This is a genomic window from Agrobacterium sp. 16-172Ci (genome assembly GCF_053522725.1).
Genome location: NZ_JBNWBW010000014.1, coordinates 94069 through 120136 on the forward strand (window position 1 = coordinate 94069; position 26068 = coordinate 120136).

Genomic DNA, 26068 nt, shown 5'->3' on the forward strand with positions numbered 1-26068 from the left:
GGTTTATGAATCTAGATCGCCGAGGACATTAATCCTCAAACGGATCAGTCACAAGTATGGTGTCGTCACGCTCCGGACTTGTCGACAGAAGTGCGACAGGCGCCCCGATCAATTCCTCGACCTGACGGACATATTTGATTGCCTGAGCAGGCAAATCCGCCCATTTTCGGGCACCGACGGTAGATTCCTTCCAGCCTTCCAGCGTGATGTAGATCGGCTCGACGCGCGCCTGCGCGCCCTGGCTGGCCGGAAGATGATCGATTTCCTGCCCGTCAAGCTTGTAGCCGACGCAGATTTTCAGCTCGTCGAGACCATCAAGCACGTCAAGCTTGGTGAGCGCGATGCCGGTAATACCATTGGTGGCGACCGACTGGCGCACCAGTGCGGCGTCGAACCAGCCGCAGCGGCGCTTGCGGCCGGTGACGGTGCCAAATTCATGGCCCTTTTCGCCCAGGAACTGGCCGATCTCATCGTTCAGCTCCGTCGGGAACGGACCTTCGCCGACACGGGTGGTGTAAGCCTTGGTGATGCCGAGGATATAACCCAGCGAACCCGGACCCATGCCCGAACCGGCGGCGGCTTGGCCGGCAACCGTGTTGGAAGAGGTCACATAGGGGTATGTGCCATGGTCGATATCGAGCAGCGAGCCCTGAGCGCCTTCGAACAGGATGCGCGCGCCGGCGCGGCGCTTCTTGTCGAGCAGCAGCCAGACGGTTTCGCTGAAGGGCAGGATGCGCTCGGCAATCGAGCCCAGCTCTTCCATGATCGTCTCATGCGAGACTTCGGTTGCACCGAAACCGCGGCGAAGCGCATTGTGATGCGTCAGAATACGATCGACCTTGGCGGAAAGCGCCTCCATGTCGGCCAGATCCATGACGCGGATGGCGCGGCGGCCAACCTTGTCTTCATAGGCCGGGCCGATGCCGCGACGGGTGGTGCCGATCTTGGTGCCGCTGTTGGAGGCCGCGTCTTCGCGCATGCCGTCCAGCTCGCGGTGCAGCGACAGAATGAGGGTGGCATTGTCGGCGATACGCAGGTTTTCCGGCGTCACCTTCACGCCCTGCGCTTCCAGACGGCCGATTTCGGCGATCAGCGCATGCGGATCGACCACGACGCCATTGCCGATGACGGCGAGCTTGCCGGGACGCACGACGCCGGACGGCAGAAGCGAAAGCTTGTAGCTGATGCCATCGATGACAAGCGTATGGCCGGCATTATGGCCGCCCTGATACCGCACGACGACATCTGCCCGCTCGGACAGCCAGTCGACAATCTTGCCTTTGCCTTCGTCGCCCCACTGCGAGCCGACCACCACAACATTCGTCATTTCTTGCTTTCCTGCTCATGGCGCTTGCGCGCCCGATAACCCGATGGGAAACCCAAACCCGCGAATGTATACTGTGTTGTTTTACGGAAAGCGACCCTGTTTCTTATGGAGAATTTTGCTTTTTCCGTGACAAGGCGCGGATTTCCCGCATTATCTCGCCCCGTGGGGGCCAAGCGCGGGCGCAAGACCGCCATTCACCCCTTAGCCGTTTTCCCGCCCCGTGAAGAAGCGAAACATCAGCGTGCCCTCCAAAGCCTATATCGCCCTCATCATCGCCACGCTCTGCTGGGGCGGCAACACCGTTGCCGGCAAGCTCGCCGTCGGCCACATCAGCCCCATGGCCTTCACCTTCCTGCGCTGGGTCTTCGCCGTCGCCATCATCTTCGCCATTTCCGTGCCGCAGCTCATCAAGGACTGGCCGGTGGTGAAAAAACGCCTGCCCTATTTCCTCGTGCTCGGCAGCGTCGGTTATACCGCCTTCAACGTGTTTCTCTACACGGCCCTGCAACACACCTCCGCCATCAATGCCGCCGTCATCCAGGCCGGCATTCCCATGGTCATCTTTGTCCTGAACTTCATCCTGTTCCGCACCCCTGTGCTGTTCGGCCAGATCGCCGGCTTCTGCCTCACCATCGCTGGTGTCGCGCTTCTCGCCTCGCATGGCGATCCGGTCTCGCTGCTGCAACTGGAAATGAATGTCGGCGACGCGATCATGCTGCTGGCCGTGCTGGTCTATGCCATCTACACCGTCATCCTGCGCTGGAAACCGGCGGTCGACTGGCGCACGCTGATGGCCATTCCCGCCTTCTTCGCGCTCCTCACCTCCGTGCCGCTGATCTTCTGGGAAATCTCACGCGAGAGCGTCGTCTGGCCGGATCAGAAGGGCTGGGTGCTGGTGGTCTATGCCGCCATTTTTGCGTCGCTGATCGCGCAGATCCTCTATATCAAAGGCGTTGAACAGATCGGCGCCAACCGCGCCGGCCTCTTCATCAACCTCGTGCCCGTCTTCGGCACCCTGCTGTCGGTTATCGTGCTCAGCGAGACGCTGCATACCTATCAGATCGTCGCTCTCATCATGGCGCTGGCGGGCATTGCCGTCGCGGAACAAAAAAAATCGCCGGCTTCCTGAACCAACAGGGTCAGGAAAACCGGCGTAGTCTGGCAGGCATGAAAGAATGGAGCATCGGATCGCAAATCTTTCCGATGCTCGAACGAAAGGTCAGAGCGCGGTTTCGCGCTCAGCCGGAGAAAGGACGGCGTTGCCAAGGACGATATCGCCCTTGTCGGTGGTGACGATCAGCACTTTTTCGAGCGACCCGTCATTGTTCAGCGAAAAGGCAAGGCGCAGCGCGCTGGAAGACCAGCCGGCGCCGGCAAGGGCCGTGCGCTTGATGGCGGCGCAGTCACCGCAATCGCCAAGGCTCAACGACGGCGTTGCCGGAACATCGGTTGCAAAACCAGAAAAATAATCGTCGAGCGCGCCCATGGTGGCGTTTACATCGCGGTTGACGCGCAGCAGTTCCTCACGGCGCTCGACCGTCAGCGGCGCGGCGATGGTGGAAACGCATTGACCGGCGGAAAGAACGCAGCCATCGAAACCGCCCCGCGCGGAAACACCGATCTGCGTCACCGCGGATTTCTCGACGGCGGCAAAACCGCGGGCAAAACCGGCAGCGCCAGCCGCATCGGCATGATTGGACATGGAAGCAACGGCAATTCCGCAGATGGCGGCAGCAATAATCTTCTTCAGCATTTCATACCCCGTTTGCGATCCGCCGGCTTGTGCCGGTCTCGATTTCTGTTGTGTGGAGCGTCTCTCTAAAAGGCCGCTCCCCGTCTGTGATCCCACAATGGCACAGCACTGTTTTCAGCTGCTTTAAGCCGATTGCTACAATTTTATCGGTTTTCATTTTTGTACAGCGGACAGCTTTTTTTTCAGTTTTACCGCCCTGAAACACCGAAAAAACGGCGGGCAAAAGCCCGCCGTTTAGCGATATGCACATGGCTGAATCTCCTGAAAAAGAAGAATCAAATAAGCCTTATGAAATCACGCGAGGGATAACTTCTGTTGTTCTGACGGGCCTCATCGCCATCCACGCCGCCCTCCCCGCCTGTATTGCCCTCAATGGTGTCGAAACTCGTCGGCCCGATGGACAGAACAAAACCGACATGGGTCCAGTCCTTCGCATCTTTACGGATGACGAAAAGATAACCCGGCCGCAGCCTGGATGCGCGAAGAAGTGTGGTGTTTACTTCGCTTTCAGCAATAAACCGCCCGCTCGTCTTCGCGTCCGCAACCAGCGCATCGACGCCGGCCTGGCGCTTAAGCGGCACCTTGATACCCATGTCCCGCGCCGCCTGTTCGAAGATGAGCGAGACAAAACCGGCGCACCAGAGTTGATCCGCCCCATCCGCTCCGCGCATATAGGCACGCACCCATGGACCGCAATTGTTGCCGCCGGCCTCCTTCGGCCGCTCAGCAATATGCTGCCGAGCAACCTTCAGCACGGTCTCCTCAAAAGACGCACCGGGAACGACCTTCGCCACTGCACGGCGAAGCGGAGCGGTCAGGACTGCCCACAACTCCTCGTCCAGCATCGTCGCACCGCTTCGCCCCTGCGCCTTTCCGAAACGGTCCAGCATCGTCTCGGTGGAGGCGCCGAAATCGCCATCGACACTGGTGTAATAGCCGTTCAGATGCAGCCATTCCTGCAAGCGCTTGACACCCGCACCGGAGGAGCCAAGCTTCAACGCGCCGGGAAAGGCGAGTTCCTGCTCGATGGATTTGAACGCGGCTCCGGGCAAATCGTGAGACAGAAGCGACAAATTCTCCGTCGCCGCCAGGGGATTGGCTTTGAGCACATTCGTGGCGCCGAGCGATACAGCCCCCATTTCGATCAGCGTCTTCAGGATGATGGCAGCGCCGACCTGTTTGGATGGCACCTCTGGATCGAAATAACGGTCGCGGGTGTATTTACCCTTGTCGTAGTGATAGCAACCGCTCCACAAATAAGGCGTGGGAATTTTCCGCCGCTGATATTCGTTTTTGACACCATTATAGCGGTGCCATCGGTTCAAGACGTTGGGCAGGGACCAGTCGGTTATCTTGTCCAGCTCTTCATAGGTCATCGCATATCGCGCTGCCGTCTCCCAGTCATAGGGTGGCGACCCGAAAGGCGGCTGGTTCGCAGGCACCCGCACCGTGCGCCCGCTCAAGGGGTCGCCGTTCAGCAGATGACGATCGAACTTGAACCCGCATTCCATGCAATGGACAATCGCCACGAACCACCAGGGCACCGTGGTCCCCGAAACGACGGCGGCATAGCGCTTCTGGTTTTCAACCGCTTTACGCGCTGCAAATTCCGCATCGTCGCGCCATTCAGCACGGATTTCCATCGTATCCCAAAGCGTCTGATAGTCCTCGGACCAACCCGCCGGCTTGCCGGCCGCAACCTTCGCCGGCTCGGCAGACGGTTGTTTCGCCGCCGCCGCATCCAGCTGGGCATCTGAAAACTCGACCTTTTCCGGCGGCTCGAAGGGGTCGGTTGCCGGCGCAGGCAATGGCGAGGCCCGGACTGCGGCGGCTTTACCTTCAAATTCCACACCTTTTGCTGCGAGAAGCGCGACTGCGCGATCATATGCTCCGAGCGCGAGGAGGGAAATTGCCGGGATCAGGATTTCCTGACGGGCGAGCGCCATTTTCATTCCCGCCTCGTCGCCCTTTGCTTTGGCTACATCATATTCATTGTAGGCTGCATCAAGTTGAGCATTGAGGCGCTTGGTAAGTTCTGCGGCATCGAGCATTGCACGTCCCCCGGCTTTATCTGAGGCGTTCCGACCTTATTTTTTCTGCAAGCACGCGAAGTTCGATCGAGGCGTCGTTGAGGCTGCTGATACTGACACCGGCAGGAGCCGAGGCGGCGGCCAGCGCCCTTGCGAGAGCCACCCGCGACTGGTCAATCAACAAGACCCATCCCGCCAGACGAAGCCGGTTGCTCTCAAAAGCCGCGTTTCGCGTGGCCGCGCTGCCACCATCGGTGGAATAGCGATTCTGTCCCGCATTGAGCAGTAAATGCATGGAAGGCGTCGCGTCCCGTAGGGCGACAAGGAAAGCATCCATGTGCTTGCCATTGGCGACGAGACGGCGACGAAACTCCTCACGGCCCGCCGCCGCCAGCAGGGCTTCGGCGGCAATTTTCGCCTGCGCCAGCCCTGGAGAAAGTGTCAAAGCGGCCTGAGCAACCACCGGAGGAGCGGTTTTCCCGTCAATTGCCCCTATCGCCGCTGAAGCACTTTTGATGTTCAGCGCAAAACCGGTAACTCGATCAACGGCCGCAGCGGCATTTTCACCTTTTCCCAGAGCAACGAGGGCGGCATTGTAGTCGTTGAGAGCCTGCAGCGATCGACGCAATGACGCGGTGAGCGGCGGCTCGACGCTTTCCACATAATAGGCCGCATCATCCGGAGCAAAGTTTTTGTCCTTGCCGTTGATATCAAACCACGCCTTTCGCTCGGCTTTGGCAATATCCACAAGAAGTGCGTCCGCTTCGGCAAATTGAGCCTCGTAAGCCTGCCGGTAGAGCTCGAATTCGCGCAGGCCCGTGGCCGTACAACCCTGCAGGAAAAACACTATTACAAAAAAAATATACAAAAAATTACTTGAAAGTCGCACTATAGCCCCCGCCAGCGACGTATAATTCCTAAAAATTACGCTACACCCTTGGCGGCAATTGTAAAGAGAAAACGTGACGCAATACACCTCAATATTGAAAAATCGCTGCGTTTTTTTTAACCATAACCGATCCCCGCCGCCCCGAATTCGGAAGCAACGTTGGAAAACGATAAAGAGGGCCGCATCGCTGCGGGGGTATCAAGGGGTATTGCAGGGTTTGCAGTCGATGCGGCCCCGGCTTGGGACATATGACCCGCCCGCCAAACCGGTTCCTGTTTGGAGGATGGGCATATGCCGGCCGCCTCAACCGTGACATCGGGAAACTCCCCGGTTTCGGCCGCCTGGCCCGCCCACCTTGCGCCGCGCGCACGCCTGATGACCGGGATGGGCCAAGTATAGCCGGGCCGGCGGGACCGTGGACACGCGGGGATGAACGCTTCTTGAAAAAAAAAACGCGCCCGGGAGGCGGCCTCGCCCCATCCCGGCCACAGGAATTTTCAGCGGGTTAACGGCCGCCCGATCGGCGGCATTTGAATTAACCTTGTCTTAAAACCCGACGTTAATGGTTAGCAATTTAAGAATAGCGGAACGAAAGGGTTCCGTTATGCGAGGCGTATTTGCCGTTGTTTTTCTGATGCTCGTTCTGGCCGGCTGCGCCACCGCACCGTCGCAGGTGACCAATGCCTGTGCGATTTTCGAGCAGCGGAACGGCATCTTCAACAACTGGCGGCGCGATGCGAAAGCGGCTGAGCGTGAATTCGGCGTGCCCGTGCCTGTCATGATGGCGACGATCTATACCGAATCCGCCTTCCGCCCCTATGCGCGGCCGCCGCGCACCAAGCTTCTCGGCTTCATTCCCTGGACACGCCAGTCGAGCGCGTATGGCTACGCACAGGCGCTGGACGGCACATGGAGTGTTTACCAGCGTGAAACCGGCCGCTGGTCGGCAAGCCGCACCGATTTCACCGACGCCATCCACTTCGTCGGCTGGTATCACGCCAAGAGCCGGCGCGAAAACGGCATTTCGCTGAACGACCCCTATAATCTCTACCTCGCCTATTATTCCGGCCATGCCGGTTATGCGAAGGGCAGCTGGCGCAACAATTCCGCGGTCCAGAAGGCCGCCCGCCGCTCCGCCAACATGGCGCTGCGTTACGAGGCGCAGCTACAGCAATGCGGATATCGCTGAGGCGGCGGCACAGGCGAATGCCGGCTTAAAAGCCGGCATAATGCAGACATTCAGCTAAGCGTTATAAGCCGCCAGAAAACCCCTGACCGCATCGATCTCGCCGGAGCGGATTTCGTGTCCGCCCGGATGCCACACGGTTTCCACCGTGCCGCCCTGCGCCTTGAGGCTCTGTTCCAGCGCCTTCGTCAGCGGCACCGGGCAGATCGGATCGCGCTCGCCAGCCGTGATCAACACCCGGCGGGAAGCCTTGGCGGGCAAGATTTTCGGTTCGAACGGGATGAGCGGATGCATCAGCACCGCCGCATCGAAAAGCCCGGGTTCTTCGATCAGCACATTGGCGAGAATATTCGCGCCATTGGAAAAACCGAGGCCGATGACCGGACCGGCCTGATAATGCTCCCGGTTCGCCTTGATGAAATCCACCATCTTGACGGTCGCCCGTTGAAGGTCGGCCATGTCGTAGACGCCCTCTCCCGTGCGCCGGAAAAACCGCGCCGCGCCGTGTTCGGAGACATCGCCGACGGGCGAGAGAATGGTCGCCTCAGGCAGCAGGCGCGAGCCGAAATCGAAGAACTGGTTTTCATCGCCGCCGGTGCCGTGCAGCAAAACGAAGAGCGGTGCACCGGCAGCGCCGGCGCGTGATTTGTGGAAATAGCTGTCCCTGGTCATGGGAAGGATCCTTTCTGAAAGGAAGAGGTTCAACGGCTTCCGCAAGGCCTCTTCGGCCAAGCGGAGCAATCATATGAAGCGAACGGACGCGGCTTGTGTCTTCTCCCCGGCGGGGAGAAGAAGCAGGTCGCAACGTCCTGCCAAGCGCTATCGAGAGGTTAAGCCTCCTTCTCGTCCCCCAGCGGCTCCAGATGCTCTTCAAGCACGGAGCGCAGATGCGCGTGCTGGGTCGGCAGCTTCAGCGCCTCGCCGAGATGGGCGGTGTCCTCGTCCCGGTCGAAACCGGGTTCGTTGGTGGCCACTTCGAACAGCACCCCGCCCGGCGTGCGGAAATAGATCGCCCAGAAATAATCGCGGTCGATCACCGGCGTCACCTGATAGCCGGTATCCATCAGCGCCTTGCGCACCTCCAGCTGCTTTTCACGGTTTTCGACCGCAAAGGCGATGTGGTGCACGGACCCCGCACCCAGCCGCGCGCCAGAAATATTCGGCATGGTTTCGATGTCGATGAAGTCGGCACCGTTGCCGCCGGGAATACCGAGGCGCAGAACGCCATCCTGACGGTCCACTTCCTGATAGCCCATGAATTTCAAAAGCTCGGCCGTCGCACCTTCATCGCGAAGACGCAGCGAGGCGCCCTGAAAACCATGGATCGCCTGATCCGCGCCGACGCCATTGCCGATCCACTGCGCACGGTTGTCATCCCTGACCTCGACCAGCGCAAAACCGTCGCCATCGGGACCTGCGAAATGCAGACGCTTGTTGCCGAAGGCTTCATCGGCCTTCAGGCCATCCACGCCGGCCTTGGAAAGACGGTCCTGCCAGTAGCCGAGCGATCCTTCCGGAACGGAAAACAGCGTCGTGCCCACCTCACCGGTGCCGGGACGGCCGCGGGCGATATGCGGGAACGGAAAATAGGTCATGACGGAGCCGGGCGTGCCGACCTCATCGCCATAATAGAGATGATAGACGTCAGGCGCGTCGAAATTGACCGTCTTCTTCACCCGGCGCAGGCCAAGCGTATCGGTGAAAAAACTGTTGTTCTGGCGCGCGCTCGCCGCCATGGACGTGACGTGGTGCAGGCCCTTGATCTGGTTGAGCATGATAAAACCCCTTTTGCCTGGCGGGCCTCACGGTTGGGGCCTGCCCTGTTCATGGCGTAAAGATGGGGTAACAGCGCTCTCAGGCATAGAGTGGACAACGGGAACGGATTGTTCCCGAATGATGAACGATAAAACCGACTGTTCAACGGGCCCGATAAGGCAGCTCAATGATCGTCGGCGACGCCCAGGGTCCAGTAGCCGACAGCGCGCAGCGATGCTTTCGGGAAAGCAATCTCGTCGGTGAGGAAGGATTTTGCCGCCCTCGCCTCGGATTTTTCGCAGGCGACAAAGACATGCAGACCGTCATGATCCGCGCTCCAGCCATGGTCGCGCAGCGCCTTTTCGATAAGGCCCGCGGTGCCGGCGGGCTTGCCGCGGCGATAAAGCCATGTCCACTCGACATTTGCCGCGCAGACGATCTCCTGCCGCTCGGCTTCATCGTCGATCTCCGCATAGACGCTGAGCTTTTTCCCGGCCGGCATTTCGGCGGCCATGCGCAGCATCACCGGCAGCGCCGTTTCGTCACCGGCAAAGACATAACGCTCGGCTTCCGGGCAGACACCGCTCGGGCCGATGATGCCGAGAACATCGCCGGGCTTCGCCGTCGCGCCGAAGGTCGCGCCCGGCATGTGGTCGCCCTCATGCATGACGAAGTCGATATCGACTTCACCGCGCGCGATATCGCCGGAACGGATGGTGTAGACACGCCGTGTGAGAAGATCGTCGCCCGCCGGCCAGACGATGGCGCCGGTGGGCGCAAGATAAGGCCAGACCGGCGCGCGGGCCTGATCCGGCACCAGAAGCAGGCGCACATGCATGCCGCCGGTCAGCAGCCTTTCGATGCCGCTTTCGATGGAAACCACCAGCCGGCGCATATGCGGCGTCAGATTATAAGCGCGGGCAACCTTGCCGACGAAAAGATTGGGCAGTTCACGCTGCTCCGCGCCATGGCCGCTCCAGCGGAAATCGAGCCCCGTCTCGCCGGAGAATTCGACGATATGCTCGGCGACCATCGCCTTTACCGACATCAATATATGTTCGGAAATGCAGCTCACCCTTGCGGCGAAACGCCCGCCCTCGGCGCTGAAGCTGCCATGGCCGTATTCCGTCTTGAACCGCACCGTAGCACCTTCGCGGTCCATCTCCATATGCTCGGAAAAATGATCCTCGAAGGCATCGACGATCGACAGCGGATCGGGCAGCGAGACGGAGGTTTCGGCAGACAGGAGAGACACGGGCATAATCCTTCACTTCGTAGTCCGGTTATCTTTAATCCCGACAACCGCAAAGCGTAAAGGTTTTTTATGAGTATCTAGAGAAGGTTTTTGTCGCTTCCCACCGTTTCCGGCAATTGCCAGTCGATCGGCTGGCGGCCATGGGAGACGAGAAAGGCGTTTGCCTTGGAAAAATGGCCGTTGCCGAAAAAGCCGTTATGGGCCGAAAGCGGGGACGGATGCGGCGAGCGCAGCACGAGATGCTTGCGCTGATCCACGAAGGCCGCCTTCTTCTGTGCATAGGAACCCCAGAGCAGGAAGACGACATGGTCGCATTCGTCGTTGACGGCGCGGATCACGGCGTCGGTGAATTTTTCCCAGCCCTGCCCCTGATGCGAGGCGGCGCGGGATTCCTCGACCGTCAGCACGCTGTTGAGCAGAAGCACACCCTGTTTCGCCCAGCTTTCCAGAAAGCCGTGACCCACCGGGCGAATGCCGAGATCGCTCTGCAATTCCTTGTAGATATTGACGAGCGAAGGCGGAATGCGCACGCCGGGCTGGACGGAAAAGCACAGCCCATGCGCCTGGCCGAGCCCGTGATAGGGGTCCTGGCCTAAAATGACGACCTTGACCTCATCGAGAGGCGTGAGATCCAGCGCCCGGAAATATTCCGCACCCTTCGGAAAGATGCGCTTGCCGGCGGTCTTTTCGGCAAGCAGGAACTCTTTCAGCTTGAGCATATAGGGGCTGGCGAATTCACCGGAAAGAACGCGTTTCCAGCTATCCTCGAGTTTGACGCCTGCCTCTGCCATGCCCGCCTCTCCCATAATCGCGTTTATTTGAACCGGTTACCGCGTTGCAGCACTTCGATCTTGTAACCGTCCGGATCGCAGATGAAAAAGTATTTCGCGAAAGGCTGGCCCTTATAATCGGCTTCGATGATTTTTCCCGGGGAAAGGCCGATCTCGGTGAAGCGCTGGTGCTCGCCATCCACATCGGCCACGCTGACCGCAAGGTGACCATAACCGTCGCCCAGCGCATAGGGCACTTCGCGACCCCGGTTGATGGTCAGTTCCAGCTCGAAATCGCCCTCGGCATTGCTGAGATAGATCAGCGTGAAGTTTTCGAACTCGGCGCGTTCCGTAACCTCAAGCCCGAAAGCCTGTTTGTAAAATTCCACCGAACGCTTTTCGTCCAGCACCCGGACCATCGAGTGGATCAGCTTGGCCATGGTGTTTTCCTTCTTCTTCCTGTTGACGGCCCGGTTATGCTCCGGGCATCGCGGCCAAGGGGATAAAGACAGTGTGCTTCGCTTTCAACCCTAAAGGCGCTCTGCGACAGGACGTAACGGCCCGATCACGGCAAATGTGATGGCAAAAACCCGTTAGTTTTTCCGGTGCGGTTGGGACCTGCGGCAACGAGACCGCATGGTTTTGGCTCTGCCGCTCTATCCTGAGTGTTGAACTCATGATACCGGCTAGGCATGCGCCTTTTATACCTCTGTCTTGGCTGGCTTATGGTCGCGACCGGCATTGTCGGCGCGTTTCTTCCCGTTTTGCCCACCACGCCGTTCCTGCTTCTGGCGCTCTGGTGTTTTTCCCGCTCCTCGCCAAAACTCGAGGCATGGCTGCTGGCCCACCCTAGATTCGGCCCTTCGCTGCGGCGATGGCGCGAACGCGGCGCAATCGCCCGCAATGCCAAGGTCGCAGCACTTTCCGCCATGTCCGTCAGTTACGCTGCTTTCTGGTTTCTGAGCGAGCCGCCGCCGCTGCGGGCCGCCATCGTCGCCGCCGTCATGCTCGGCTCCGCGCTTTTCATCGCCACCCGGCCGGAAAGCTGAGGCGAAGGACAGGCCCTTAACGGTGGCGCGACTGCGGCAGCACGTAAGGAATATGCCGCGCCGGCAGCCGGCCGACGACACCGCCAATGCCATAGACCCTTGCAATCGTCTCGTCGCTGATCGTTTCCAGCGAGGGGCCGCTCGCCGTCACCCGGCCGCCATGCATGACGATAAGTTGATCGGCAAATTCGGCCGCAAGGTTGAGGTCGTGCAGGATGGCGAGCACCAGCCCGCCGCCGCTTGCAAAGTCGCGCGCCGTTTCCAGCACGGCAATCTGGTGGCCGATATCGAGACTTGCGGTGGGCTCGTCGAGGAAGAGCGCCCGCGCCTCGCCATTTTCCATCGGGTTCGGCACCTGCGCCAGCGCCCGGGCAAACTGCACCCGCTGCTGTTCTCCGCCGGAGAGCATGTTGTAGGACCGCTGCTCGAAACCGCGCAGCCCGGCCTTGGCGAGTGCGCGGCGGGCCTGCTCTTCCGGCGCGCGGGAGCCTTGTGCAACAGCCCCCATCCGCACGATTTCGAGCGCGGTGAAAGGGAAAGCAAGCTGGGTGCTCTGCGGCAACACGGCCCTGAGACGGGCGAGCTGGACCGGCGTGAAGGCCGGCAGGTCAACGTTGTTATAGGTCACCGAACCGCCCTCGGCGCGCATCTCGCCCGAGAGAACCTTCATCAGCGTGGATTTGCCCGCACCGTTGGGGCCGATGATGACATTGACCTTGCCGGGCTTCAGATCGACGCTGACCGCATCGAGAAGCCGGCGGCCGGAGCGGATGAGGGTGAGGTTTTCGGCCCGGATCATGGCATGTTCCGCATGGAAAAACCGCCGCGTCCCAATAGCAGGAACAGGAAGACCGGCGCACCGATGAGCGCCGTGACGACGCCGATGGGCAGTTCCGCCGGTGACGCGACGGTGCGGGCGAAACTATCGGCCAGAAGCAGAAGTGCCGCCCCGCCAAGTGCCGAGGCCGGCAGCAGGAAGCGGTGCGACGGGCCGATGGCGAGCCGTAGAAGATGCGGCACGACGATGCCGACAAAACCGATGGAACCGGCCGCCGCCACGCTCGCCCCGCAGGCGGCGGCAACGGCCAGAATGACGATCCGCTTCAGCCGCTGCACCGGAATGCCCATGTGAAAGGCGGCGGCATCCCCGAGGATCAGCGCATCGAGCCCGCGGGCAACGAAGGGAATGATGGCGAGAACGACGATGATGAAAGGGAGGGTCGCGAGCACCTTGGCGGGCGTGGCCCCACCGAGCGAACCGAGCGACCAGAAGGTAATATCGCGCAGCGCCCGGTCATCGGCCATGAAAATCATCAGCCCCGTCAAAGCACCGCTGATCGCCGCCACCGCGATGCCGGCCAGAATGAGCGTGGTGGTGGAGGTGGCGCCATCCTTCGTCGCGATCAGGTAAAGTACCCAGGTGTTCAGCAACCCGCCGAAAAACGCCATCAGCGGCAGAAAATGCGGGCCGAAAAACACGGCGACGGTGGCAAGCGCGCCTTCCCCGAGAGAAATGGCCGCGACCGCGAAGAGCGCTGCACCCGAGGTGACGCCGACAATGCCGGGATCGGCCAGCGGATTGCGAAACAGGCCCTGCATCATCGCCCCCGAAACGGCAAGCCCCGCGCCGATCAATATGCCAAGCGCCGTGCGCGGCAGGCGAACCGCCTCAAGAATGACCCTGTCGCGCGCATCGAGCTGATCCGCGCCGCCGGTGAAATAGGCCCAGAGTTCGGACATGCCGACGCCCGTGGGTCCGCTGACCAGCGACACGCCACAGGCAAACAGCAGGATGCCGACGAGCACGGCGAGGGTGACGACCCCCTGGCGGGATCTGTCGCCCGCAACCCTGCCTTCAGCGGAACTCAAGGCGGCAAGGCTCACGGCTTCACCACCTCAGGATAGAGCTTGGCTGCCAGCTCGCGGCCCGCAGCAGGCGTGCGCGGACCAAAACCGATGAGATAAAGCCCATCCATGCTGATGAGCGCCTTGCTGGCGGCAGCAGGCGTGGACTGGAAGGCCGGCAGCGCGAAGATCTCTTCCGCCTTGGCGGCATGGTCGCCGCGCGCCATGGTCAGCACCAAATCGGGTGCCGCGGCAATGACCGCCTCATCCGTCAGCGGCTTGTAACCATTGATCTCCTGAGCCGCATTGATGCCACCTGCCATTTCGATGATCGCGGCGGCTTCTGTATCCTTGCCCGCCGCCATGATGCGGCCGCCGGCGGTGGAAAGCACGAAGAGAACCCGCTTCCTGCCCTTTTCCGGCACGGCGGCGACATCTTTGGCGAGCGCATCGAGCCCGGCCTTGGTCTCGGCAGCCAGCGCCTTCGCCTTGTCAGAGAGACCGACTGCCGCGCCCACATCCTCGATCTTTTTGGGGATGGCGTCGCCGCTCGGCGGCGTATCGACGGTGACGAAAGGCACCGCACTTGCCTTCAGGATGGCGATGACATCGGCCGGGCCGGACCCGTCTTCGGAGAGGATGAGATCGGGCTTTTGCGACAGGATGCCTTCCGACGAAAGCGCCCGCATGTAACCGATATCCGGCTTGGCAAATGCATCTGCCGGATAGCTGCTGGTGCTGTCACGCGCAACGACGCGGTCTCCTGCGCCCAGCGCATAAAGGATTTCGGTGACCGTGCCGCCCACCGCGACAATGCGTTTCGCTTCCGGATTGCCCTTGTCCGAAGCCATGGCGGCAGGTGCGGCAAAGGCGATTGCGGCGGGCACGAGAGAGGCGAAAACAAAGGAACGAAGGCGGGAATTCAACATGGCGCTATCCTGAAACACGACCCGGCGCGGCTTTGCCCGCACCAATTAATCTTGAGTTCTTTACACATGTTTATGGGCGGCGCAATCGATAAGTGGAGTAAATTTGTTCGCTTTGTCGTGAACCCCTTTCCAACCTCCCCGCGGCTGGATATCCTGACTCAAACTGGAAACTTAAAGGGAGAATTTCATGTTTATCGCAATGAACCGCTTTCGTGTCGTGCCGGGCTATGAGGAAACCTTCGAATCCATCTGGCGCGAGCGCAAATCGCATCTGAGCGAATTGCCGGGCTACATCGAATTTCACATGCTGAAAGGCCCGAAGGCGGATGACCACACGCTTTATGCCTCGCACACCGTCTGGGCCACCAAGGACGATTTCCTCGCCTGGACGAAATCCGAACAGTTCCGCGCCGCCCACGCCAAGGCCGGCGAAAACCGCGGCAAGGTGGAATATCTCTCCGGCCCGCATTTCGAAGGCTTCGACGTCATCATCCATGAAGACAAGAATGGCGAACGCCGTTCGATTGCCGCCTGAGGCCGTCCGATGAGCATTGCAGCCCAAAAGACCGACGACGACAGGCAGGCCCGCGCCGCCGCTGCGCTCGCAGAAAAGCCTGACGGTATCGTGGAGGCCATCGCCGCCAAGGCCGAGGTGACGCCGGCCGAAATTCTGGCGATCCTGCCGGAAGGCGCCGCCGTTTCCGCTGCCGCCGACCGCTTCGACGCCATCTGGAACGAGATGCGCGGCTGGGGCGAAGTCCTGATGATCGTGCAGACCGGCGATATCGTGTTCGAAGTGCCGGGCCACCTGCCGGAAGGCAGCGAAAGCCACGGCTGGTTCAACATCCACGGCGACAGCCCCATCGGCGGTCACATCAAGAAGGACAATTGCGCCGGCATCACCTTCGTCGATCGCGGCTTCCACGGCCGCCGCTCCTGTTCCGTCTGGTTCATGAACGCCGCCGGCAACGCCATGTTCAAGATTTTCGTCCGCCGCGACGAGAACAAGGAACTGCTGGCCGGGCAACTGGCGAAGTTCGAAGCGCTGCGGGACGGTTTCCGCGGCTGAGACCCGTGGGGAGGCTGCCAGCTGCCTCCCCACTGCTTTCATAATCGCACGCGTCATCATTCGCCCCGGGACCTCTCCGGCTGACGCGTGAAAAAACAACCACCGGTTCATCGCCCGTTCAGTGCCGTTTTTTATCATCCGCTGAAATTCGAACGGCACCAGCACGGAGCAAGCACCATGACCGACCGCCAACCTCTTCTTTCTCGCCGCAGTTTCGCCGGGCTTGTTGCGCTTGCGCCGCTTTTTGCGGCGGGCGGTGCGGCTGCCGCACCGGCAAGCCTGCGCGGCAGCGTTTCCTATCGTGAACGCATCGCCCTGCCGCCGGGCGCGACCGTCACCGTGCGCCTGATCGATGTCTCGCTGGCGGATGCGCCGTCGCAGACGATTGCCGAAACCACCATCCGCCCGCGCGGCCAGGTGCCGGTACCCTTCGTGCTGCGTTATGATGACCGCGACATCCGGGGCCGCCGCTCCTATGCACTGAGCGCCGAAATTCGCGACCGCGACCGGCTGCTCTTCACCACCACCCGCCGTTATTCGGTGCTGACCGGCGGTCGCGACGATACCGACCTCGTACTTGAGCGCGTCGGCGCGGGTCCGGGTCGGCCGGAGCCGGAAGCCGGTATCGACGGGCGCTGGCTGGTGCAGGACATCCGTGGCGAGCGGGTTCGCGGCCGCCGTCAGGCGACGCTGGAAATTACCCGCGAGGGCCGCGTTTCCGGCAATGCCGGTTGCAACGGCATCGGCGGCGAGGTGAAGATCAGCCGCAACCGCATCGATTTCGGCCGGATGATTTCCACCCAGATGGCCTGCGCGCCTGACATTATGCGCCAGGAACGGCAGTTCATCGAAGCGCTGGAAGGCGCCCGCTCGTTCAGGCTGGAGCCGCGCCGGGGCACGCTCGAACTGCTCGACGGCCGCGGCCGCACGGCGATGCGCCTGCGCCGCGCTTGAGGCCGGCAACCTGCCGCAACACCCTGCGTCGCCGTGCTGGCCCAAACGGTGCTGGCCATGGAACATTCCATGTCGCTTCCGGCACGGCGCGCTGCCCTTTCCCGCCCTATGACTTTGGCTGCGTTCGTCTTGACGCTTTGCTCCGCCGCAGAGCTGCGCTATGGAACGCGCCAAACTGCGCCGGTTGATGCCGGTGCGACGTCTTTGAGGGAAAACGAATGACATCCTATGTTCTGACCGTAGCCTGCAAATCGACCCGTGGCATTGTGGCTGCGATTTCCGGTTATCTGGCGGAAAAAGGCTGCAACATCGTCGACAGTTCGCAGTTCGACGACCTCGAGACCGGCAAGTTCTTCATGCGCGTCTCCTTCATCTCCGAAGAAGGCGCCACGCTTGAGGCCATCACCGACGGCTTCAAGCCGGTGGCGGAAAAATTCGGCATGAAGGCGGATATCTATCCGGACGGCCAGCGCATGAAGACGCTGTTGATGGTCTCCCGTTTCGGCCATTGCCTCAACGACCTGCTCTATCGCTGGAAGATCGGCGCATTGCCGATCGACATCGTCGGCGTCGTCTCCAACCATTTCGACTACCAGAAGGTCGTCGTCAACCACGACATTCCCTTCCACCACATCAGAGTGACGAAGGAGAATAAACCCAAAGCCGAAGCTCAGCTAATGGACCTGATCGAGACCAGCGGCACGGAACTCGTCGTACTGGCGCGCTACATGCAGGTTCTTTCCGACGATATGTGCCGGAAGATGTCTGGCAAAATCATCAACATCCACCATTCCTTCCTGCCCTCCTTCAAGGGCGCCAACCCCTACAAGCAGGCCTATGAGCGCGGTGTGAAGCTGATCGGTGCCACGGCCCATTACGTCACCGCCGATCTCGACGAAGGCCCGATCATCGAGCAGGACACGGTGCGCATCACCCACGCACAGAGCGCCGACGATTATGTCTCGCTTGGCCGCGATGTCGAAAGCCAGGTGCTGGCTCGGGCCATCCACGCCCATATCCACCACCGCACCTTCATCAACGGCAACCGCACCGTCGTCTTCCCGCCAAGCCCTGGAAGTTATGCTTCCGAGCGGATGGGGTGAACCCTTCGTCATTGACGAAATGACAACCACAGTTTACATTGCGCCATGCTCACGATCCGGGAAACAAGCGAGTTTGCCGACTGGCTGGCGGGTCTGCGCGATGTGCAGGCGCGCGCCCGCATAGCACGGCGCATTTACCGGCTGGCGGACGGCAATCCCGGAGACGTGAAACCGGTTGGCGAAGGCGTCAGCGAACTCAGGATAGACCTTGGACCCGGATATCGGGTCTATTTTGTCCGGCACGGCGATGTCGTCATCATATTGCTGTGTGGCGGCGACAAGTCATCGCAGTCCCGCGACATCGCCAGAGCCAAGAAACTGGCCAGAGCGCTCAAGGAGTGAGACCATGCCACTTGTGACACGCGATTACGATGCTGCCCGCTACCTTGATAGTGACGAAGCGCTTGCCGCTTACATCGCCGACGCCACAGAAAGCGGCGACGCACAGGAGCTCGCCCATGCGCTGGGCGTCGTGGCGCGGGCCAAGGGTATGACGGACCTTTCGAGGCAAACTGGCCTTCCCCGCCAGACCTTGTACAAGGCGCTGAGCGGCGACGGAAATCCGGAACTGGCGACGATTGCCAAGGTCGCCGACGCGCTGGGCTACAGGCTCTCGCTGGTGGCGAAATCGCCTGCAGACACAGCCGCCTGATAAACCCGGCGGGCTACGGCGCCTTTTCCACGCCACCAAACATCACCCGCGCCCTCAGCCCACGCCCCTCCGCGCCATCCTCCAGCGTCAGCCGCCCGCCGAACAGCCCGGCGATCTCTTCGATGATGGCGAGGCCGAGGCCGGCGCCGGGGGCGGCGTTGGCTTCGCCGCGGGCAAAGCGCTGGCGCACCATGGCGCGTTTTTCCGGAGGGATGCCGGGGCCGTTATCTTCCACTTCCAGCCAGACGGCGTCCGTCTCCTTGCCGACGCGGACGGTGACTTCCGCGCCACGACCGGCATAGTTGATGGCATTGGAAACGAGATTGCCGATCAGTTCGCCGATCAGGAGCGGCTCGGCGGCAATGGCGACCTCCCCCTCGCCTTCGAAACCGAGATCGATGCCGGCTTCGGCCGCACGCGGCACGAAATCGGCCGTCACATTCTGCGCAACGGCCACGAGATCGATTGCGGAAAAATCATGTTTTTCGCTGGAGCCGGCGGCATCGATATTGGCCATGCGCAGCAGCTGGGCGAGGATATGTTCGGCATGGGCCACGGACGCCCCGCCCTTCAGCGCCGCCGCCTGCGCTTCCTCAAGGCTCGCGGCGCGGGCGGAAAGCGCAAGCTGCGTGCTGATGATGGCAAGCGGCGTGCGCAGCTGGTGGCTGGCATTGCCGGTGAAATGCCGGAGCGCATCGAGCGCCGATTGCAGCCGCACCATGAAGGAATTGACCGTTTCCACCAGATTTTCCACCTCCACCGGCACGGATTGGCGGATGGGGTGCAGGTCGTTCGGGCTGCGCTCGGCAATCGCTTCGCTGAGCCGGTAAAGCGGCCTGAGCGAAATCGTCACCGCGATCCAGACGATGATCGCCGCCCCCACAATCATCAACAGCAGGCGCAGCGCGGAGCGCAGGATGATCGCTTGCGCCAGCTGGCTGCGGGCAATGGTGGTTTCGGCGACCGTTACGGAAAAAGGCACGGAATTGATGCCCGTGGAAGCGAAACGGCGGATCGCAGCGATGCGGATCGGCTCGTCGCGGAACACGGCATCGCGATAGGCAGGGATATCGCCCGCCGGGTTCTCCACCGTCGGCAGGTTCTGGTAGCCGGTCAGGAATTGCCCGTTCGGCCCGTCGACACGGTAAAACACCCGGTCCTGTGCGGCCGATGTCAGCATTTCCAGCGCCACATAGGGAATATCGACTTCCAGCGAGCCGTCCTCGGCCACCACCACCCGCTCGGCAATGGCAAGTGCGGAACCGGAAAGCACCCGGTCGGAGACGACATTGGCGGTATTGACCGCCTCGCGCCAGGTATCGGTCAGCGCAACGCAGCCGATAATGGCGGTGGAGATGAGAAGCCAGCCTAAAAGTCGCCGTCTGAGCGAATAGGCGGCCTGTCTCATTCAGCCATCTCCGGCAGCTTTTCGAGATAATAACCGATGCCGCGCGCTGTCTTCACCGTCAGCCCATGGGGCGCGAGCCGCTTGCGCAGGCGGCTGACATATTGCTCGATGGCATTGGCGGAAATATCGTCGTCGAAGCCGGTCAGCGACTGCACGATGGCCTCCTTGGCGACGACCTTGCCGGCCCGCATGAACAGCACTTCGAGCAGCGCCACCTCGCGCGCCGGAATATCGAGCGGACGTCCATCCGCCGAAAAGGTGCGGGAATTGAGATCGAACAGCACCTTGCCGAAACTCAGCGCCGAGGAGCGCAGCCCGGCATTGCGGCGCAGCAGCACCCGCACCCTCGCCTCGAATTCGGTGATGTCGAAAGGCTTGATCATGTAGTCGTCAGCGCCGAGATCGAGCCCCTTGACCTTTTCCTCCGGCGTGCCGCGCGCCGTCAGGATCAACACCGCCGCCTTGTCCTGGCGCGAACGCATGGAGCGCAGTACCTCGATACCGTCCATTTCCGGCAGGTTGAGATCGAGAATGACGAGGTCGAAACTTTCCGCCGCAATCGCCGCATCGGCGGAAGCGCCATCGGATACCACATCCACGGCATAACCGCTGCCGCGCAGCAGCGCCGACAGCCCCTCCGACAGCACCTGATTGTCCTCGACCAGCAAAATACGCAAATCGTCCCTCCCACAGCATTGCCGAGTTTAACCAGACCCTTACCGCTTGTGAATGGCCAGCGCCTGCTGCATGATCTTTTCCATGCGTATCTGCCTTCTCCTCTGTCTCTGTCTTTGCACGGCCTCGCCGGCGCTTGCGCAAGTCGCCATCTTTCCGGCACCCTCCGGCAAGGCGGATGCCGAAACGCTGGTGGTCTATTCCTCGCTGGACGAACCGCTGGCGACGCCGATGATCGAGGGTTTCCAGAAGGCCAATCCCGATATCGCCGTCCATTATGAGGATATGCTGACCGGCGAGATTTACGACCGCATCGTGAAGGAAACCGATGCGGGCAAAAAAACCGCCGATTTCGCCTTTTCCTCCGCCATGGATCTGCAGGTGAAGCTGAGCAATGACGGTTATGCCCAGCGTTCCGACCTCGCAATGAGCGCCCGCTGGCCCGCCTGGGCGAACTGGCGCAACACCGCTTACGCGCTGACTTTCGAGCCGGCGGTTTTCGTTTATCACAAGCCGAGCTTCACCACCGAAGAACCGCCAGCCAGCCGCGCCGAATTCGTCGATTATCTCGAACGCCACGCCAGGCAAATGCATGGCCGCATCGCCACCTACGACATCGAACGCTCCGGCGTGGGTTTCCTGTTCATGTCGCGCGATCAGGAGCAGTTCGGCGATATATGGAACGTCATCAAGGCCATGGGCGCGGCGGGCGTGAAGGTCTATTCCACCTCCTCGGCCATTCTGGAACGTGTTTCCGACGGGCGCTTCGTGCTGGGCTACAATATTCTTGGCTCCTATGCGGCCGACTGGGCCTCGCGCCACCCCGATGTCGGCATCGTGCTGCCGAAAGATTATACCGTCGTCATGTCGCGCATCGGCCTGGTGCCGGAAGCCGCCGCCAACCCGGCGCTCGGCCGCCGTTATCTCGAATTCTTCATGTCGAAGGAGGGCCAGACGATCATGGCCCGGCAGTTGCAGATCCCCGCCGTCAGCCCGGAAGTGGCGGGCGAAAACACCGCCAACACCATGCAGGCCATCCACGGCGCACAATTGCGCCCCGTGCCCGTCAGTCCCGGCCTGATGGTCTATCTGGATCAGGTCAAGCGCAGCCGCCTGATCGAGCGCTGGAACGAGGCGTTGCGGTCGCAGTAGTTCCCCCCTCATTCCTGTGCTTGTCACAGGAATGAGGGTGTGGAGAAAGCTTCAAAGGCGCAAAACAAAGCCGTCCCACACGCCACAGTAGACGTCCGATACAAATTAATAGAGAGTAAATGCGCAAGGACTTGCGTAGCGTCAGTTAGATGACAGCTTTCTGTGATGCTCTGCAATTCTTCTTCATTCCGTGGAGGCGGAAGAAGATGCGGGAGGAAATCCAGGATTGCCAAGGCCCCACGCTGAGCATTCAGCGCCGGCGCAGACGCGTCCGAAAAGCCCCCCGCATAAACGAAAAACGACGCCCAAAAAGGGCATCCTGAGGAGGGTTTTCCAAGTGAAGCATTTTCTTATCGGCACATTCCTGGCGGGCGTGATTGCGCTTCCGGCGGTTGCAGCGGACTACACCATCATCGCCCCGGCAAATCCCGGCGGCGGCTGGGACCAGACCGCGCGCTCCCTGCAGACCGTGCTGCAGGAAGAAGGCATTTCCAAGAGCGTTCAGGTGCAGAACGTACCGGGCGCAGGCGGCACCATCGGTCTTGCGCAGTTCGCCAGCCAGCAGAAGGGCAACCCGAACGCTCTCATCGTCGGCGGTTACGTGATGGTTGGCGCGATCCTCACCAACAACGCGCCCGTCACCCTCAAGGAAGTGACGCCGATCGCCCGTCTGACCGGCGAATATGAAGCCATCGTCGTTCCGGCATCCTCGCCGCTGAAGACCATCGGCGACCTCATCGACCAGCTCAAGAAGGATCCGGGCAGCGTTTCCTGGGGCGGCGGCTCCGCCGGCGGCACCGACCATATCGCCGTTGGCCTGATTGCCAAGGCAGCCGGCGTCGATCCGACCAAGATCAACTACATCGCTTATTCCGGCGGCGGCGAAGCGCTTGCCTCGATCCTCGGTTCGCAGGTGACTGCCGGTATTTCGAGCTACGGCGAATTCGAGAGCCAGGTAAAGGCCGGCACGCTGCGCCTGCTCGCAGTTTCCAGCGAAGAGAAGCTGGAAGGTGTCGATGCCCCGACGCTGAAGGAAAGCGGCCTTGATGTCGTCGTCCAGAACTGGCGCATGGTCGCCGCTCCTCCCGGCCTGACGCCGGAGCAGGAAAAGGCCGTCAATGCCGACATCGAAAAGCTGGTGAAGTCCGCCAAGTGGCAGGAAACCCTGAAGACCAAGAGCTGGATGGACACCTATCTCGCCGGTGACGAATTCAAGGCGCAGCTCGCCAAGGATACCGACGCCACCGCCGCCATCCTCAAAGACATCGGACTGGTAAAATGAGCCAGGGTTCCAACCCTTCGCAGCATCAAAAGCGCCGCCCTGACTGGGCGGCGCTGGCGATCGCCATCTTCCTCGTCATCATCGCCTGCGTAATCTTCTGGGATAGCGCCCGCCTCGCCAGCGTCACCGGTTATTCGCCGGTCGGCCCGGCAACGGTGCCTTATGCCATCGGCTTCTGTCTTATCGGCCTGGCGCTGTGGACGGCCATCGAGGCCTGGCGCGGTGATTTTCCCGAACGCGACAAACAGGAAATCGCCCCGGTTATCTGGGTCGTTGCCGGCCTTGCCGCGCAGATGTTGCTGCTCAACGTCGCGGGTTTCTCCATTGCCACCGGCCTGCTTTTCGCCTTTACGGCGCGCGCCTTCGGCAAACGCAAGCTCTGGTATTCGATCCCCATCGGCATCGCCCTGAGCTTCTTCATCTGGTTCATCTTCGCGCGGCTGCTGCAACTTTCGCTGCCCGCCGGGCCTCTGGAACGGCTGTTGTTCTAACAGCCATTCCGACCAAAATTTGAGATCACAGGAAACCGCAGGCGCGCAATGACGCATATGCCAGCCGTTCCGCCCGCCCATCGGGTCCACTTGGGGGACATCTGTCCATGAGTACCTTTGAATTCCTGCTGCACGGTCTTGAGGTTGCCGCCCAACCCATGAACCTGCTCTATGCGCTGATCGGCGTGACACTCGGCACCGCCGTCGGCGTTCTGCCCGGCATCGGGCCTGCGCTGACCGTGGCGCTGCTTCTGCCCGTTACCTACAGGCTCGATCCCGCCGGTTCGCTCATCATGTTCGCCGGCATCTATTATGGCGGCATGTATGGCGGCTCGACCACCTCGATCCTGCTCAACACGCCGGGCGAAAGCGCCTCGATAGTGACCGCGCTTGAAGGCAACAAGATGGCCCGCAAGGGCAGAGGCGGTCCGGCCCTTGCCACCGCCGCCATCGGCTCCTTCGTTGCCGGCCTTATCGCCACCATCGCACTCGCCTTCATCGCGCCCTATATCGTCAAGCTGGCGCTGGTCTTCGGCCCGCGTGAATATTTCGCGCTGATGGTGCTCGCCTTCGTTACCGTTTCCTCCGCTTTCGGGGATTCGGCGCTGCGCGGCCTTACCTCGCTGTTCATCGGCTTTGCGCTTGCCATCGTCGGTATCGACCAGCTGACCGGCCAGACCCGCATGAGCTTCGGCATTCCCGACCTCCTCGACGGTGTGGAAGTGACGACGCTTGCGGTCGCCATGTTCGCCATCGGCGAAACCCTGTTCATCGTCGCTCAGGGCAGCACCGGCCCGGACAAGGTCGAAGCCGTGAAAGGCTCCGTCTGGATGAGCGCGCAGGACTGGGCACGCTCGTGGAAAGCCTGGCTGCGCGGCACGCTCATCGGCTTCCCCATCGGCGCCATGCCGGCGGGCGGCGCTGAAATCGGCACCTTCCTGTCCTATGCCACCGAAAAGAAGCTGACCAAATATCCGGAAGAATTCGGCCATGGCGCCATCGAAGGCGTCGCAGGTCCGGAAGCCGCCAACAATGCCTCCGCCGCCGGTACGCTGGTGCCGCTCTTGACGCTCGGCCTGCCGACGACGGCGACCGCCGCCATCATGCTCGCCGGCTTCCAGCAATATGGCCTTCAGCCCGGCCCGCTGCTGTTCGCCACCAATCCGCAGCTGGTCTGGGGCCTGATCGCCAGCCTGTTCATCGCCAACCTGATGCTGCTGGTTCTGAACCTGCCGCTCGTCGGCCTGTGGGTGAAGCTGCTGACCATTCCGAAGCCCTGGCTTTATGCCGGCATCCTGCTGTTTGCGACGCTCGGCACCATCGGCGCCAACCCGTCGGTCTTCGAACTCGGCATGCTGCTCGCCTTCGGTATCCTCGGCTATATCATGCGCATCTTCGGTTATCCGATTGCGCCTGCGGTCGTTGGTCTCATCCTCGGCCCGCTTGCGGAACAGCAGCTGCGCCGCGCTCTTGCCATCGGCCAGGGCGACCCGACGGTGCTGTTCACCTCGCCGATTGCCGTTGGCCTCTTCATCGTGGCAGCCGCCGCCTTCATCATCCCGCTCATCATGCGTATCCGCGGCCGTGGCGAGGTGCTGACGCAGCTTGCCGCCAACGAGGACTGAGAAACCAAGAACCTCCCAAGGCAACTGGCCCTGTTATCTTCGGATGCGGGGCCTTTTTTATTCACGCCAACGGGATGTGTGATGCGCACCCGCCCATGATAGAATTGCGCCAACCGCAGGAGAAAGACATGCGCACGATTGCGATCATGATGGTTCTGGCGCTTGCCGGCTGCACCACCGCCCCCGATGTCGAGCCCATTCCCGGCAGCATCACCTATGGCGGACAGCCGCGCACCAAACTCACCAAGTCCCCCATCGGCAGCACGCTCAGCAATGAATTCGTCATGGGCGACGGGCGGCTGGCGATCGAAACCTACCGCGTGCAACCGGACCGGTCGCTGAAACTCGAGAGGCGCGAAATCGTCGGCGACTGGCCTCCGGATTGAGACGTGCGGATAGAGACCGGGTTAGCGACGTGTGCGAAAAGGGTGCTTCCGTCATCCTCGGCCTTGTCCCACTACTGTCCGGTTTAAATTTGCGGCCATTGGAAGGCCATCTGGTTTTGGTTTCTGGGTTTGTCTGGTGGCGGGTTTAGAAGCCGATCGGTGCGTCGCCGGTGCATGAGGTTTGCGCGTACCAGCCGGGCGAAGGCGAGTGGGCTTGGCACGGTCTTCTGGTCAGCCTGCGCCAATCGCAGGAGCAGGTAAGCGATCAGGGCGACAGCGATCTGGATGCGCACGGTATTTTCTGACGTGCCGAGGAAATGGCTGATCTTCAGCGTCTGCTTGACCCAGCGGAAGAACAGTTCGATCGCCCAACGGCGCTTGTAGAGATCGGCGATCTCGTGAGCCGGTGCATCGAGATCATTGGAGAAGATGCGCAACACCTTTCCCGTCTCGGTCCTGATGGTGATCTCGCGGACCGGATCG

The 26068-nt window shown here is 61.3% G+C and carries 30 protein-coding genes; 14 read left to right on the forward strand and 16 right to left on the reverse strand.

Annotation, left to right across the window (positions count from 1 at the left end):
- Positions 1 to 28: 28 nt before the first annotated feature.
- On the reverse strand, positions 29 to 1327 hold the full coding sequence (locus tag ACQZ40_RS14375) for an adenylosuccinate synthase (RefSeq protein WP_046801505.1): 1299 nt from the start codon (positions 1325 to 1327) through the stop codon (positions 29 to 31).
- A 241-nt stretch (positions 1328 to 1568) separates the two neighbouring features.
- Here ACQZ40_RS14375 and ACQZ40_RS14380 point away from each other — a divergent pair, with 241 nt between their 5' ends.
- Positions 1569 to 2456 carry a DMT family transporter gene (locus ACQZ40_RS14380; protein ID WP_448748203.1) on the forward strand — a complete coding sequence of 296 codons (888 nt, stop codon included), beginning with the start codon at positions 1569 to 1571 and terminating at the stop codon, positions 2454 to 2456.
- A gap of 90 nt (positions 2457 to 2546) precedes the next feature.
- Here the strand turns inward: ACQZ40_RS14380 and ACQZ40_RS14385 are convergent, their stop codons facing one another.
- From ACQZ40_RS14385 to ACQZ40_RS14400, 4 genes are read right to left on the reverse strand one after another with little or no spacing between them, the layout of a single operon-like run.
- Positions 2547 to 3080 (reverse strand): transglutaminase-like cysteine peptidase, encoded by a 534-nt coding sequence (locus ACQZ40_RS14385; RefSeq protein ID WP_125145466.1) that lies wholly within the window; start codon positions 3078 to 3080, stop codon positions 2547 to 2549.
- A gap of 1 nt (position 3081) precedes the next feature.
- Positions 3082 to 3330 carry a hypothetical protein gene (locus ACQZ40_RS14390; RefSeq protein WP_174036412.1) on the reverse strand — a complete coding sequence of 83 codons (249 nt, stop codon included), beginning with the start codon at positions 3328 to 3330 and terminating at the stop codon, positions 3082 to 3084.
- Positions 3331 to 3355: 25 nt separating this feature from the next.
- Positions 3356 to 5131, reverse strand: coding sequence for a peptidoglycan-binding protein (locus tag ACQZ40_RS14395; RefSeq protein ID WP_142779684.1), 1776 nt, complete (start codon positions 5129 to 5131; stop codon positions 3356 to 3358).
- A 16-nt stretch (positions 5132 to 5147) separates the two neighbouring features.
- The gene (locus tag ACQZ40_RS14400; RefSeq protein WP_448748204.1) at positions 5148 to 5999 is read right to left on the reverse strand and encodes a hypothetical protein; all 852 of its coding nucleotides are present in this window, start codon (positions 5997 to 5999) and stop codon (positions 5148 to 5150) included.
- Positions 6000 to 6603: 604 nt separating this feature from the next.
- Here ACQZ40_RS14400 and ACQZ40_RS14405 point away from each other — a divergent pair.
- Positions 6604 to 7188 (forward strand): transglycosylase SLT domain-containing protein, encoded by a 585-nt coding sequence (locus ACQZ40_RS14405; protein ID WP_003522586.1) that lies wholly within the window; start codon positions 6604 to 6606, stop codon positions 7186 to 7188.
- A gap of 54 nt (positions 7189 to 7242) precedes the next feature.
- Here the strand turns inward: ACQZ40_RS14405 and ACQZ40_RS14410 are convergent, their stop codons facing one another.
- The 5 genes from ACQZ40_RS14410 to ACQZ40_RS14430 form a co-directional block, all read right to left on the reverse strand.
- Positions 7243 to 7857 (reverse strand): alpha/beta hydrolase, encoded by a 615-nt coding sequence (locus ACQZ40_RS14410; RefSeq protein WP_304981667.1) that lies wholly within the window; start codon positions 7855 to 7857, stop codon positions 7243 to 7245.
- Positions 7858 to 8015: 158 nt separating this feature from the next.
- Positions 8016 to 8960: a VOC family protein gene (locus tag ACQZ40_RS14415; protein ID WP_080856728.1), complete on the reverse strand. Its 945-nt coding sequence runs from the start codon at positions 8958 to 8960 to the stop codon at positions 8016 to 8018.
- 164 nt (positions 8961 to 9124) lie between these two features.
- Entirely contained in the window at positions 9125 to 10201 is a 1077-nt protein-coding gene (locus ACQZ40_RS14420; RefSeq protein WP_338810763.1) for a DUF2218 domain-containing protein, read from the reverse strand.
- 71 nt (positions 10202 to 10272) lie between these two features.
- Positions 10273 to 10986 carry a uracil-DNA glycosylase gene (gene ung / locus ACQZ40_RS14425; protein WP_003522590.1) on the reverse strand — a complete coding sequence of 238 codons (714 nt, stop codon included), beginning with the start codon at positions 10984 to 10986 and terminating at the stop codon, positions 10273 to 10275.
- Between the two features lie 23 nt (positions 10987 to 11009).
- Positions 11010 to 11405 (reverse strand): VOC family protein, encoded by a 396-nt coding sequence (locus ACQZ40_RS14430; protein WP_448748205.1) that lies wholly within the window; start codon positions 11403 to 11405, stop codon positions 11010 to 11012.
- A gap of 252 nt (positions 11406 to 11657) precedes the next feature.
- Between ACQZ40_RS14430 and ACQZ40_RS14435 the strand changes: the two genes are divergently transcribed.
- A complete protein-coding gene (locus tag ACQZ40_RS14435; RefSeq protein ID WP_059754575.1) occupies positions 11658 to 12014 on the forward strand; it encodes a YbaN family protein in 357 nt (118 codons plus the stop codon).
- 16 nt (positions 12015 to 12030) lie between these two features.
- On the opposite strand, the gene ACQZ40_RS14440 is transcribed toward ACQZ40_RS14435, so the two are convergent.
- From ACQZ40_RS14440 to ACQZ40_RS14450, 3 genes are read right to left on the reverse strand one after another with little or no spacing between them, the layout of a single operon-like run.
- The gene (locus ACQZ40_RS14440) at positions 12031 to 12813 is read right to left on the reverse strand and encodes a heme ABC transporter ATP-binding protein (RefSeq protein WP_142844943.1); all 783 of its coding nucleotides are present in this window, start codon (positions 12811 to 12813) and stop codon (positions 12031 to 12033) included.
- Positions 12810 to 13898: a FecCD family ABC transporter permease gene (locus ACQZ40_RS14445; RefSeq protein WP_448748206.1), complete on the reverse strand. Its 1089-nt coding sequence runs from the start codon at positions 13896 to 13898 to the stop codon at positions 12810 to 12812. The genes ACQZ40_RS14440 and ACQZ40_RS14445 overlap by 4 nt, the downstream gene beginning before the upstream one ends.
- Positions 13895 to 14788, reverse strand: coding sequence for a heme/hemin ABC transporter substrate-binding protein (locus ACQZ40_RS14450; protein WP_448748207.1), 894 nt, complete (start codon positions 14786 to 14788; stop codon positions 13895 to 13897). The genes ACQZ40_RS14445 and ACQZ40_RS14450 overlap by 4 nt, the downstream gene beginning before the upstream one ends.
- A 187-nt stretch (positions 14789 to 14975) precedes the next feature.
- Between ACQZ40_RS14450 and ACQZ40_RS14455 the strand changes: the two genes are divergently transcribed.
- From ACQZ40_RS14455 to ACQZ40_RS14480, 6 genes are all read left to right on the forward strand, one after another.
- Positions 14976 to 15323, forward strand: coding sequence for an antibiotic biosynthesis monooxygenase family protein (locus ACQZ40_RS14455; protein WP_003522597.1), 348 nt, complete (start codon positions 14976 to 14978; stop codon positions 15321 to 15323).
- A gap of 9 nt (positions 15324 to 15332) precedes the next feature.
- Positions 15333 to 15857, forward strand: coding sequence for a heme utilization cystosolic carrier protein HutX (gene hutX / locus ACQZ40_RS14460; RefSeq protein WP_080856731.1), 525 nt, complete (start codon positions 15333 to 15335; stop codon positions 15855 to 15857).
- Between the two features lie 177 nt (positions 15858 to 16034).
- Complete coding sequence (locus ACQZ40_RS14465) at positions 16035 to 16811, forward strand: YbaY family lipoprotein (protein WP_078051920.1); 777 nt, start codon at positions 16035 to 16037, stop codon at positions 16809 to 16811.
- Positions 16812 to 17029: 218 nt separating this feature from the next.
- Positions 17030 to 17914 (forward strand): formyltetrahydrofolate deformylase, encoded by an 885-nt coding sequence (gene purU / locus ACQZ40_RS14470; RefSeq protein ID WP_448748208.1) that lies wholly within the window; start codon positions 17030 to 17032, stop codon positions 17912 to 17914.
- 45 nt (positions 17915 to 17959) lie between these two features.
- Positions 17960 to 18256: a type II toxin-antitoxin system RelE/ParE family toxin gene (locus tag ACQZ40_RS14475; protein ID WP_448748209.1), complete on the forward strand. Its 297-nt coding sequence runs from the start codon at positions 17960 to 17962 to the stop codon at positions 18254 to 18256.
- Positions 18257 to 18260: 4 nt separating this feature from the next.
- The gene (locus tag ACQZ40_RS14480; protein ID WP_065655553.1) at positions 18261 to 18566 is read left to right on the forward strand and encodes an addiction module antidote protein; all 306 of its coding nucleotides are present in this window, start codon (positions 18261 to 18263) and stop codon (positions 18564 to 18566) included.
- 13 nt (positions 18567 to 18579) lie between these two features.
- Here ACQZ40_RS14480 and ACQZ40_RS14485 read toward each other — a convergent pair whose 3' ends face one another.
- Together ACQZ40_RS14485 and ACQZ40_RS14490 are read right to left on the reverse strand one after the other, a co-directional pair.
- Positions 18580 to 19974 carry a sensor histidine kinase gene (locus tag ACQZ40_RS14485; protein WP_125145457.1) on the reverse strand — a complete coding sequence of 465 codons (1395 nt, stop codon included), beginning with the start codon at positions 19972 to 19974 and terminating at the stop codon, positions 18580 to 18582.
- Complete coding sequence (locus ACQZ40_RS14490; RefSeq protein WP_003491888.1) at positions 19971 to 20651, reverse strand: response regulator; 681 nt, start codon at positions 20649 to 20651, stop codon at positions 19971 to 19973. Before ACQZ40_RS14490 ends, ACQZ40_RS14485 begins: the two co-directional genes overlap by 4 nt.
- Positions 20652 to 20703: 52 nt before the next feature.
- On the opposite strand from ACQZ40_RS14490, the gene ACQZ40_RS14495 reads away from it, so the two are divergent.
- The 5 genes from ACQZ40_RS14495 (at position 20704) to ACQZ40_RS14515 (ending at position 25585) form a co-directional block, all read left to right on the forward strand.
- A complete protein-coding gene (locus tag ACQZ40_RS14495; RefSeq protein WP_448748210.1) occupies positions 20704 to 21801 on the forward strand; it encodes an ABC transporter substrate-binding protein in 1098 nt (365 codons plus the stop codon).
- 337 nt (positions 21802 to 22138) lie between these two features.
- Complete coding sequence (locus tag ACQZ40_RS14500) at positions 22139 to 23083, forward strand: Bug family tripartite tricarboxylate transporter substrate binding protein (RefSeq protein ID WP_078051664.1); 945 nt, start codon at positions 22139 to 22141, stop codon at positions 23081 to 23083.
- Positions 23080 to 23574, forward strand: coding sequence for a tripartite tricarboxylate transporter TctB family protein (locus tag ACQZ40_RS14505; RefSeq protein ID WP_065655556.1), 495 nt, complete (start codon positions 23080 to 23082; stop codon positions 23572 to 23574). Before ACQZ40_RS14500 ends, ACQZ40_RS14505 begins: the two co-directional genes overlap by 4 nt.
- A gap of 107 nt (positions 23575 to 23681) precedes the next feature.
- The gene (locus tag ACQZ40_RS14510; RefSeq protein WP_020809148.1) at positions 23682 to 25199 is read left to right on the forward strand and encodes a tripartite tricarboxylate transporter permease; all 1518 of its coding nucleotides are present in this window, start codon (positions 23682 to 23684) and stop codon (positions 25197 to 25199) included.
- Positions 25200 to 25327: 128 nt separating this feature from the next.
- The gene (locus ACQZ40_RS14515; protein WP_003522606.1) at positions 25328 to 25585 is read left to right on the forward strand and encodes a hypothetical protein; all 258 of its coding nucleotides are present in this window, start codon (positions 25328 to 25330) and stop codon (positions 25583 to 25585) included.
- An 83-nt stretch (positions 25586 to 25668) separates the two neighbouring features.
- Here ACQZ40_RS14515 and ACQZ40_RS14520 read toward each other — a convergent pair.
- On the reverse strand, positions 25669 to 26068 hold a 400-nt coding region (locus ACQZ40_RS14520; protein ID WP_448748211.1), incomplete at its 5' end, for a transposase.